Genomic DNA, 10,678 nt, shown 5'->3' on the forward strand with positions numbered 1-10,678 from the left:
CCGGTCGCCCTGCCCGGGTGGCCGGTTCTACTCCTGCCCGTACCGCGGATCCACCGACTCCGGTGAGAGCCCGAGCAGCTCCGCGACCTGCTCCACCACGACCTCGTGCACCAGCAGGGCGCGCTCGTCGCGGTTCTTGGTACGGATCTCGACGGGCCGCCGGTAGACGACGATCTGCGCGGGCCGGCCCTTCTCCGCGGAGACCGCGCGCCCCAGCGGCACGGTCTCCTCCTGCGGCCCCGGCACATCGAGCACCATGAAGTCGACATCGGCCAGCTGCGGCCAGCGCCGCTCCAGCCGTTCCACCGAGTCCTGCACGAGATCACGGAAGTTCTCCGCCCGGCTGACCGAGAGCGGCACCTGGGGCGGGGCGACGGGTCCGCGCATGCCGCGGCCATGGCGGTCACGACGACGCGGGCGCGGCTCGGACGGGTGGGGCGGTACGGGACTGTCCATCACTGACGCAGGGTAACCCTCCACGGGGCGGCCGGATCGCCGCTCGCTGACAGGGCGTCGGCCTGTCCAATCCTGAACAATCCGGCCAAGCGGGAGCTCGTTTCCGGCCCAGCTCCTGACCGTTGATCTCCTGCTGAATGACAGCTTTTGTGCCGAGTGGTGACCGGAATCGTTGCTGGTACGACCTGCGCTTCTCTGTTCCGTCGCAGGTCAGGAGGCCTGTCCGGAAGACGCTTGGGCCGGAGGTGATGGGGCGACACGGAGGGGTGAGCTGAGGGAGAGTCGTCGCAGCCCGCTCAAGAGTGCGGTACCGTCCAACATCGTGAGCCCTGTACGTCGCTGTTCGCGCACCGCGTGCGGCCGCCCTGCCGTCGCGACACTGACGTACGTCTATGCCGACTCGACTGCGGTCCTCGGCCCGCTCGCCACCTACGCCGAGCCCCACTGCTACGACCTCTGTGCCGAGCACAGTGAGCGGCTGACCGCACCACGCGGCTGGGAAGTCGTCAGGCTCTCCGACCCCTCCGCTCCTACGAGCCCCAGCGGCGACGACCTCGAAGCGCTCGCCAACGCCGTACGGGAAGCGGCGCGGCCGCACGACCGCGGCCCCGACGGCAGGGGCGACGGCCCGCAGGCCGCGGATCCGATGGAGGTGGCACGCCGCGGCCATCTGCGGGTGCTGCGCTCACCGGACTCCTGAGTGCGGCGTGCCGCGGCACGCCTCGCACGAGACTCCCCCTCTCTCTCGTTTCCCGTTCACGTTTTCGCGTACGAGTCATTGCCAAATGTGTCGCGGACATGACCTTTTCCCATGCGTGAGAAGTGCCCTTCGGCGCGCTCCTGGAAGCCCTCGCCGGATTCGGGGCACCGGTCGCGATCTCGTCCGTGATGCGAGTGGCACTCGGCTTCGATCCGGTGAAGGCGGCCGTCGTCTCGCTCGTGGCCGACACCGCCCCCGTCGCGTTCGGCGCCATGGGCACCCCCGTGGTGACGCTCGCCCAGGTCACCGGTCTGCCGCTGGACGACGTGGCCTCCGTCGTGGGCCGCCAGACCCCGCTCCTCGCCCTCCTCGTACCTCTGATCCTGGTCCTCCTGGTGGATGGAAGGCGCGGGCTGCGCGAGACCTGGCTGCCCGCACTCATCTGCGGGGCCGCCTTCGCCGCGGCCCAGTTCGCCGCCTCCGACTACGTCTCCGCCCAACTCGCGGACATCGCCGCCGCGCTCGTGGGGGCGGCGGCGCTGATGGCCGTCCCCACGGCACGCAGGCCGGCCGAGGAACCGGTACGGGCAGCCGTTCTGACGGGCGTACGGAGCGAGGACCTCGACCACGAGGACCCGCACCGCGAAGTGCTGCGCGCCTACGCCCCGTACGCCCTCATCGTCGCCGTCTTCTCGCTCGCCCAGGTCCCGCCGGTCAAGAAACCGCTGGCCGAGGCGACGCGGCTGTTCGACTGGCCGTTCCTCGACGTCGCCGACCCGGCGGCCAAACCGGTCGGTGCCAACCTCTTCACGCTCCCGGTCATCGCCACCGGTGGCACCCTCGTGCTGCTGGCCGGTCCGATCACCGCCGCGGTGCTCGGCGTACGGCCCCGCGACGCGGCGCGCGAGTGGACGGGAACGGTGCGTGAACTGCGGTACGCGATCCTTACGGTGACCTCCGTACTGGCACTCGCGTACGTCATGAACCTCTCCGGCCAGGCCGCCACGATCGGCCAGTTCGTGGCGGCGGCGGGCGCCGGTCGGCCTGGCCGGACGCGAGGGACACCTGTTGCGCAAGGTGCTGCCGTGGAGCCTGGGACTGCTGCTTGTAATGTGCCTGATCGTCCTGGCACAGAGCACGGCGGTGCTGGGCTGGATGCTGCCCTGATCGACCCGGCTCCCGCTCCGCCCGCCGAACGGGACGGAGCGGCAACGGCGTGCTTCCCGAACGAAGGACCCCAGGTCTCCGGGGAGCGGCAGCCGCCCGCCCCGGTCACCATGGGCGTGGGGAGGCCACCGGGCGTACAGCCACAAGGCCCCGAGGTTCCCCGAGCGGCCGCCGGGTAGTTTGGGCGGTCCGAAGAAATCTCAGGAGGACCGGCCCGTGGCTGCTGATCTGTCGCAGATCGTGAAGGCGTACGACGTGCGCGGGGTGGTGCCCGACCAGTGGGACGAGTCGCTGGCCGAGCAGTTCGGGGCCGCGTTCGTCGAGGTGACGGACGCTGACGCGATCGTGATCGGCCACGACATGCGGCCCTCGTCGCCCGGCCTCGCGGCAGCCTTCGCGCGCGGCGCGGCGGCGCGCGGCGCGGACGTCACCATGATCGGTCTCTGCTCGACCGACCAGCTGTACTTCGCGTCGGGCAGCCTCGGCCTCCCCGGCGCCATGTTCACCGCTTCCCACAACCCGGCGCGGTACAACGGCATCAAGCTCTGCCGGGCGGGCGCCGCACCCGTGGGCCAGGACACCGGGCTCGGCGAGATCCGCGCCCTGGTCGAGAAGTGGTCCGAGACCGGCGTGCCGCGGCCCGCCGTCACCCCGGGCACCCTCACCGAACGCGAGACGCTCCCCGACTACGCCGCGCACCTGCTGTCCCTGGTCGACCTCGCATCGATCCGCCCGCTGAAGGTCGTCGTCGACGCGGGCAACGGCATGGGCGGCCACACCGTCCCCACCGTCTTCGCGAACCTGCCCGTGGACCTCGTACCGATGTACTTCGAGCTCGACGGCACCTTCCCCAACCATGAGGCCAACCCCCTCGACCCGAAGAACCTCGTCGACCTCCAGGCCCGGGTCGTGGCCGAGGAGGCGGACCTGGGCCTCGCCTTCGACGGCGACGCCGACCGCTGCTTCGTCGTCGATGAGCGGGGTGCGGGCGTCTCCCCGTCCGCGATCACGGCCCTGGTCGCGGCGCGCGAACTCGCCCGCAACGGCGGCAGGGGCACCGTCATCCACAACCTGATCACCTCGCTCTCCGTCCCCGAGGTCGTCCGCGAGAACGGCGGAACGCCGGTCCGCACCCGTGTGGGCCACTCCTTCATCAAGGCGGAGATGGCCGAGCACGGTGCGATCTTCGGCGGCGAGCACTCCGCGCACTACTACTTCCGCGACTTCTGGAACGCCGATACGGGCATGCTCGCCGCGCTTCACGTCCTGGCCGCGCTCGGGGGCCAGCCGGGCACCCTGTCGGAACTGGTCGCCCAGTACGACCGCTACACCGGGTCCGGCGAAATCAACTCCACCGTCGCCGACCAGCCAGGACGCACGGCGGCGGTACGCGATTCCTTCGCACCCCGCGACGGCGTGACGACCGACGATCTGGACGGCCTGACGGTCATGGGCCCGGACTGGTGGTTCAACCTCCGCGCCTCCAATACGGAACCCCTGCTGCGCCTGAACGTCGAGGCCCGCGACGAGCGGACAATGACGGCGATCCGGGACGAGGTCCTGGCCCTGGTCCGGTCACGGGCCGCTTAGGGCGGGACCCGGCCGGACGGGTCCCGGGCCGCGTAGGGCGAGACCCGACCGGACGGGGACGAGCTTTGCCGAGGGAGTCCGGGGGCGAGGGATCCGACCCGGTCGAGCGATTCCGACCTGCTGGGCGGCGCCGATCGGCCTGCCCTGCGGCGTCGCGCGGACACCTCCCCGCCCCGAACCGCCGCCCCACCGGCCGAGCCCGCACCGCGCCCCCACGCTCGCCGACCCCGCCTCGCCCCGGCCCGCGTCCCCCGTACCCCGGCGGTAGGCTGACGTCGCCTGATCCGTGTGAACCCGAACCGCTTGTTCGAATGCTTGAAGGGACTCACCCCATGCCGCTCGAAGCCGGCCTTCTGGAGATCCTCGCCTGCCCGGCCTGTCACTCTCCGCTCGACGACCGGTCGGCAGCCGACAGCCCCGAGCTGATCTGCACCGGCAAGGACTGCGGTCTGGCCTACCCGGTACGGGACGGCATCCCCGTCCTCCTCGTCGACGAGGCCCGTCGCCCCGCGTAACGGCATTCGTGCCCGAACCCGCACGGTGATCAGCATGTGATCGGAGGACCGTCCCCATGCTCGACGAGTCGCTGCTCGACGCCCCGGAAGCCCTGGCCCGAGCCGACCGCCGCGGCCTGCTCCGCGGCGCCGCCGAGGCCGGGGCCCGGGTCCGCACCGCCGCCCGGCACGCGGCGGAGGCCGGGATCGCCGCGCTGAACCCGGAAGGCCGCCCCCGCGCCGTACTCGTCGCGGGCTCCGGCACCGCCGCGTCCGGCGTGGCCGACCTGATCACCGCCCTGGCGGGAGCCTCCGCGCCCGTCACCCGTATCCAACCCACCGGGGTCGCACCCGCCGCGGGCGCGCTGCGCTGGACGCTTCCCGGCTGGGCCGGCTCCGTGGACCTGCTGCTGATCGTCACGGCCGACGGTTCCGAGCCCGGCCTCTCCCTCCTCGCCGAACAGGCGTACCGCCGCGGCTGCAGCGTCGTCGCCGTCGCCCCTCGTCAGTCACCGTTGCGCGAGGCGATCGACGGGGCGCACGGACTCGTCGTACCGATGGCCACCGCCCCGCACGGCGAGTACGACGCCGAGACGTCCGCGGCGGGACCCGGCACGCTCTGGGCCCTGTTCACCCCGCTGCTCGCACTGCTCGACCGGGTGGGCCTGGTCACCGCGTCCGCCGAGGCACTGCAGAGTGTCGCCGACCGCCTGGACCGCACCGCGGAACGCTGCGGTCCGGCCATCGCCACGTACAGCAATCCGGCCAAGACCCTCGCCGCCGAGCTCGCCGACAGCCTGCCCCTCATCTGGACGGAGGGCGACGCGGCGGCCCCGGTCGGCCGCAGATTCGCCGCGGTCCTGGCCGAGCTGTCCGGCCGCCCGGCCCTCGCCGCCGAACTTCCCGAGGCGCTTCCCGCCCACGGCGCGCTGCTGGCGGGCACCTTCGCCGCCGGTGCCGACCCCGACGACTTCTTCCGCGACCGGGTCGAGGAGCCGGAGGCGCTGCACGCCCGCGTCGTACTGCTCCGCGACCGTCCCACCAGCGGACTGAGCGCTGGCCCCGCCGCCCGCGAACTGGCCCTCGGCCACGACACGGCGATCAGCGAACTCGAACCGGACGAGGGCACCGAGCTCGAAGCCCTGGCCGAACTCCTCGCGGTCACCGACTTCGCCGCCGTCTACCTGGCACTCGCGTCGGCAGCCCGCGCCTGAACACCCGAGCCGGTCCGGCACCGCACACCCCATCCCCACCGGACCCGCGCCGCCCCACCCCGCCAAGCCCACCTGCACCACCACCCCCGATCCACGCATCTCACAAGGACGAACCCATGGACCGGCTCTCCAACACCGTGCGCCCTTACGCCTGGGGCTCCATCACCGCCATCCCCGAGCTGCTCGGCGTCGCCCCCACCGGGGAACCCCAGGCCGAGATGTGGATGGGCGCCCACCCCGGAGCCCCCTCCCGCCTCACCCGCATAACCGGCACCGGAGAGGCCGGCCACGAACAGGCCCTCACCGAGGTCATCGCCGCAGACGCTGAGCGCGAACTGGGCCGGGCCACCGTCGAGAAATTCGGCCCCCGCCTGCCCTTCCTCCTCAAACTGCTCGCCGCCGGCGCACCCCTCTCCCTCCAGGTCCACCCCGACCTCGCACAGGCGAGGCGAGGTTACGAGGACGAGGAGCGCCGGTCCGTCCCGATCGACGCACCCCACCGCACGTACAAGGACGCCAACCACAAGCCCGAGCTGATCTGCGCGCTCACCCCCTTCGCCGGCCTGTGCGGCTTCCGCAGGCCCACCGAGGCGGCCGAGGCGATGGCCGCACTCGGCGTCGACTCCCTCAAGCCCTACGTCGACCTCCTCGGCGCCCACCCCGAAGAGGCGGCCCTGCGCGAGGTCCTCACCGCGATCCTCAGCGCCGACCCGACGGAAATGGCCGAAACGGTGAACCGGGCAGCCGCCGCCGCCGAACGCCTCGGCGGCGCCCACGCCCCGTACGCCCGGATCGCCCACCACTTCCCCGGCGACCCCGGTGTCCTCGCGGCGATGCTGCTGAACCATGTGGAACTCCAGCCCGGCGAAGCACTCTTCCTCGGCGCCGGAGTCCCGCACGCGTACCTGGACGGCCTCGGCGTCGAGATCATGGCCAACTCGGACAACGTGCTGCGCTGCGGACTCACGCCCAAACACATCGACGTCCCCGAGCTCCTGCGCATCGTCCGCTTCGAGGCGACCGACCCCGGTGTCCTGCGCCCCGAAGCGTCCCCGTCCGGCGAGGAGCTGTACGAGACGCCCGTGGACGAATTCCGGCTCTCGCGCTTCGACCTGTCGCCCGGCGCGGACCCCGTCGAACTGACCAGGGACACCCCGCAGATCCTGCTCTGCACCGCGGGCGCCCCGACGGCGGGCAGGCTCGGTCTCACCCCCGGCGCCTCGGTGTTCGTACCCTCCGGCGAGAAGGTCGAAGTGTCCGGTACGGGAACTCTGTTCCGCGCGACCGTGGTGGTCTGACGTACCGTCCGCACGAACGGCTGCAACAATGTCCGGCCGTACCGCGGCGCCAGGGCCGCAGCACCGAAGAAGGGACACCAGGCACCCATGAGTGCGTCAGGCGGAACCAAGGCGATCGTGGCGGCACTCGGCGCCAACCTCGCGATCGCAGTGGCCAAATTCGTGGCGTTCCTGTTCAGTGGCTCGTCGTCGATGCTCGCGGAGAGCGTCCACTCGGTCGCCGACTCGGGTAACCAGGGACTGCTGCTGCTCGGCGGTAAGAAGGCCCAGCGCGAGGCCACCCCCCAGCACCCCTTCGGCTACGGCCGCGAGCGCTACATCTACGCCTTCCTCGTCTCCATCGTGCTGTTCTCGGTCGGTGGCATGTTCGCGGTGTACGAGGGCTACGAGAAGATCAAGCACCCGCACGAGATCGAGGCCTGGTACTGGCCGGTCGGCGTACTGGTCTTCGCGGTCATCGCCGAGGGCTTCTCCTTCCGTACGGCCATCAAGGAGTCCAACGAGACCCGCGGATCGCTCTCCTGGAAGGAGTTCATCCGCCGCGCGAAGGCCCCCGAACTCCCCGTCGTGCTCCTGGAGGACTTCGGCGCACTGATCGGCTTGGTGCTCGCCCTCGCGGGCGTCGGCCTGGCCCTCGCGACCGGCAACGGCGTCTGGGACGGCATCGGCACCCTCTGCATCGGCGTCCTGCTGATCGCCATCGCGATCGTCCTCGCCGCCGAGACGAAGTCCTTGCTGCTCGGCGAGGCCGCCGGAGCCGACCAGGTCGAGAAGATCAAGGCCGCGGTCGTCGACGGTGACACGGTCACCGGCATCATCCACATGCGTACGCTCCACCTCGGCCCGGAAGAACTGCTGGTCGCCGCCAAGATCGCGGTGCAGCACGACGACACGGCCACCGAAGTGGCCAACGCCATCAACGCCGCCGAGACCCGTATCCGCGCAGCCGTCCCGATCGCCCGGGTCATCTACCTGGAACCGGACATCTACAGCGAGGCGGCCGCCGCAGCCGGCACCAACCCCGGCAAGGCCCCGGGCGGATCTCCCGCCCCGACTCCCGACGGGTCCTCGGACACCCCGACGCATTCCGGCCACTGAACGCACCCACGCACATTCTCCGACCCCCCTCCCGGCCACCCTCGCACCAGCTCTCCCACCAGCCTTTCGGCCCGCCCTCCCGCCCGCCCAGGTATCCGTTCCCCACTCCCGCCCGTCCGGGCGGGCTGGGAGCGACTGGGCCGATCGGTGTAGATTCGATGCCAGTGTCAGACGTCGCTGCTGATGGCGGTCGATCGGTCCGTACGCGCGGACCGGCCGAGGGAGAGAGGGCCTCCGACGGACTGTGCTGCGAGTACTCGGGCATTCGTATGTCCGGTGCCGCAGAGCCAGCCGTGCCCACCTCGACACCCATCACGAGGAGCAGCCCGTTATGACAACGGTCGCCAATCGCCAGGACTTCAAGGTCGCCGACCTCTCCCTCGCGGCGTTCGGTCGCAAGGAGATCACCCTCGCCGAGCACGAGATGCCCGGCCTGATGTCGATCCGCAAGGAGTACGCCGCCGCGCAGCCGCTGGCCGGCGCGCGCATCACCGGTTCGCTGCACATGACCGTGCAGACGGCCGTGCTGATCGAGACCCTGGTCGCCCTCGGCGCCGAGGTCCGCTGGGCCTCCTGCAACATCTTCTCCACCCAGGACCACGCCGCCGCGGCCATTGCCGTGGGCCCGAACGGCACCCCGGACGCCCCCGCGGGCGTCCCGGTCTTCGCCTGGAAGGGCGAGACGCTCGAAGAGTACTGGTGGTGCACGGAGCAGGCTCTGACCTGGCCGAACACCCCCACGGGCGGCCCGAACATGATCCTCGACGACGGTGGTGACGCCACGCTCCTCGTCCACAAGGGCGTCGAGTTCGAGAAGGCCGGTGCGGCCCCGGACCCGTCGACCGCGGACAGCGAGGAGTACGGCCACATCCTCACCCTGCTGAACCGCACCCTCGGCGAGTCCCCGCAGAAGTGGACCCAGCTGGCGTCCGAGATCCGCGGCGTCACCGAAGAGACCACGACCGGTGTGCACCGGCTCTACGAGATGCACCGCGACGGCACCCTCCTCTTCCCGGCGATCAACGTCAACGACGCCGTCACCAAGTCCAAGTTCGACAACAAGTACGGCTGCCGCCACTCCCTGATCGACGGCATCAACCGCGCCACCGACACCCTCATCGGCGGTAAGACCGCGGTCGTCTGTGGCTACGGCGACGTCGGCAAGGGCTGCGCGGAGTCGCTGCGCGGCCAGGGCGCCCGCGTGATCATCACCGAGGTCGACCCGATCTGCGCGCTGCAGGCGGCGATGGACGGCTACCAGGTGACCACGCTCGACGAGGTCGTCGACAAGGCCGACATCTTCGTCACCACCACGGGCAACAAGGACATCATCATGGCCACGGACATGGCCAAGATGAAGCACCAGGCCATCGTCGGGAACATCGGTCACTTCGACAACGAGATCGACATGGCCGGCCTGGCGAAGATCGGCGGCATCGTCAAGGACGAGGTCAAGCCGCAGGTCCACACGTGGACGTTCCCCGACGGCAAGGTCCTCATCGTGCTGTCCGAGGGCCGCCTGCTGAACCTGGGCAACGCCACCGGCCACCCGTCGTTCGTGATGTCCAACTCCTTCGCGGACCAGACCCTGGCCCAGATCGAGCTGTACACCAAGCCCGAGGAGTACCCGACCGATGTCTACGTGCTGCCCAAGCACCTGGACGAGAAGGTCGCCCGTCTCCACCTCGACGCGCTCGGCGTGAAGCTGACGACGCTCCGCCCCGAGCAGGCCGCCTACATCGGTGTCGAGGTCGAAGGCCCGTACAAGCCGGACCACTACCGCTACTGATCCCGCCCGTCAGCGACCGTGCACGTCACCACCGGTCAGTGACGACCGGCCGCTGACAGACGGAACAGCCTCAGCAGCAGCTACCAGCGCAGGCCCCCGCACCCCCGTGTCGGGGGCCTGCGCCGTACCGCACCCGCTCAGCCCGAGGAACCTCGAAGGACCCCATGCCCCGCGGCCGATATTCGCTCCACGATCTCCACGATCACTCCCTCCTCGGCGAAGAACACTTCCAGTGCGCCCCCGGTCCCTCCGGCTGGCGCTACGTCTCCCGGACCACCACCCCTTCCGGCGACCACCTCAGTTCCGTCGACCTCACCCTCGACGAACTGGGCCGCCCCATCCGCCTCGAACTCCACGCCGCGAGCTGGCAGGTCCGCGGCGCCGCCCTGGAAGGCGTCACCTGGGTCCGTACCGACCCGACCGGCACTCACGCCACCGAAGGCAATGTGCGCGCCCACGCCTTCACCGGCACATCCCCCGCATTCCTCATCGCGACCGCACGGCTGCTGCGCCTCACCTCAGCTTCCCCCGCGACCCGCGTCCGCCTGGTCGCCTTCACGGACCCCGTCCTCGCCCCCCGTACCGTCGACCAGTCCTGGGCCCTGGTGAACAGTGAAGCGCACGCCACTGACAACGGCCCTCTGACGGTGGACGAATACCGGGTCAGCGCCCTGGACACCGGCGAACAGCACACCGTGCACATCGCCGGCGACGTGGTCCTCTCGGCGCCCGGCATCGAGCTCGAAGACCTGGAATCCCCACCATCACCGACCTAGTGTCCTGCGCCGAGAATTCGTTGAATAAGTAGACTGCTTCCATGGCGAAGATGGGGCGGCCGATGGCCGAGCTGGTGTTGTCTGAGGAGGAACGCG

General features: G+C 70.8%; 9 protein-coding genes and 1 pseudogene. 9 read left to right on the forward strand and 1 reads right to left on the reverse strand.

The window, feature by feature from the left end:
* Positions 1-27: 27 nt before the first annotated feature.
* Positions 28-456 carry a metallopeptidase family protein gene (locus ABZ826_RS21465; RefSeq protein ID WP_361450415.1) on the reverse strand — a complete coding sequence of 143 codons (429 nt, stop codon included), beginning with the start codon at positions 454-456 and terminating at the stop codon, positions 28-30.
* 322 nt (positions 457-778) lie between these two features.
* On the opposite strand from ABZ826_RS21465, the gene ABZ826_RS21470 reads away from it, so the two are divergent.
* The 9 genes and pseudogenes from ABZ826_RS21470 to ABZ826_RS21510 all read left to right on the forward strand — a co-directional run bounded on the left by ABZ826_RS21470 (position 779) and on the right by ABZ826_RS21510 (position 10,582).
* The gene (locus tag ABZ826_RS21470) at positions 779-1,156 is read left to right on the forward strand and encodes a DUF3499 domain-containing protein (RefSeq protein ID WP_361450418.1); all 378 of its coding nucleotides are present in this window, start codon (positions 779-781) and stop codon (positions 1,154-1,156) included.
* Between the two features lie 128 nt (positions 1,157-1,284).
* Positions 1,285-2,323 (forward strand): annotated as a pseudogene (locus tag ABZ826_RS21475) (L-lactate permease); the annotation flags it as partial.
* A gap of 216 nt (positions 2,324-2,539) precedes the next feature.
* Positions 2,540-3,913, forward strand: a complete 1,374-nt coding sequence (locus ABZ826_RS21480) for a phosphomannomutase/phosphoglucomutase (RefSeq protein ID WP_361450421.1) — start codon at positions 2,540-2,542, stop codon at positions 3,911-3,913.
* 332 nt (positions 3,914-4,245) lie between these two features.
* Complete coding sequence (locus ABZ826_RS21485; protein ID WP_328894320.1) at positions 4,246-4,428, forward strand: Trm112 family protein; 183 nt, start codon at positions 4,246-4,248, stop codon at positions 4,426-4,428.
* 56 nt (positions 4,429-4,484) lie between these two features.
* On the forward strand, positions 4,485-5,621 hold the full coding sequence (locus ABZ826_RS21490) for an SIS domain-containing protein (RefSeq protein ID WP_361450424.1): 1,137 nt from the start codon (positions 4,485-4,487) through the stop codon (positions 5,619-5,621).
* A 116-nt stretch (positions 5,622-5,737) separates the two neighbouring features.
* Entirely contained in the window at positions 5,738-6,919 is a 1,182-nt protein-coding gene (manA, locus tag ABZ826_RS21495) for a mannose-6-phosphate isomerase, class I (RefSeq protein ID WP_361450427.1), read from the forward strand.
* Positions 6,920-7,006: 87 nt separating this feature from the next.
* On the forward strand, positions 7,007-8,017 hold the full coding sequence (locus ABZ826_RS21500; protein ID WP_361450430.1) for a cation diffusion facilitator family transporter: 1,011 nt from the start codon (positions 7,007-7,009) through the stop codon (positions 8,015-8,017).
* Positions 8,018-8,348: 331 nt separating this feature from the next.
* Complete coding sequence (ahcY, locus tag ABZ826_RS21505; RefSeq protein ID WP_361450433.1) at positions 8,349-9,806, forward strand: adenosylhomocysteinase; 1,458 nt, start codon at positions 8,349-8,351, stop codon at positions 9,804-9,806.
* 164 nt (positions 9,807-9,970) lie between these two features.
* Positions 9,971-10,582, forward strand: a complete 612-nt coding sequence (locus tag ABZ826_RS21510) for a hypothetical protein (protein WP_361450436.1) — start codon at positions 9,971-9,973, stop codon at positions 10,580-10,582.
* Positions 10,583-10,678 lie beyond the last annotated feature (96 nt).

The sequence above is a fragment of the Streptomyces sp. NPDC047515 genome (assembly GCF_040643055.1).
GTDB lineage: Bacteria > Actinomycetota > Actinomycetes > Streptomycetales > Streptomycetaceae > Streptomyces.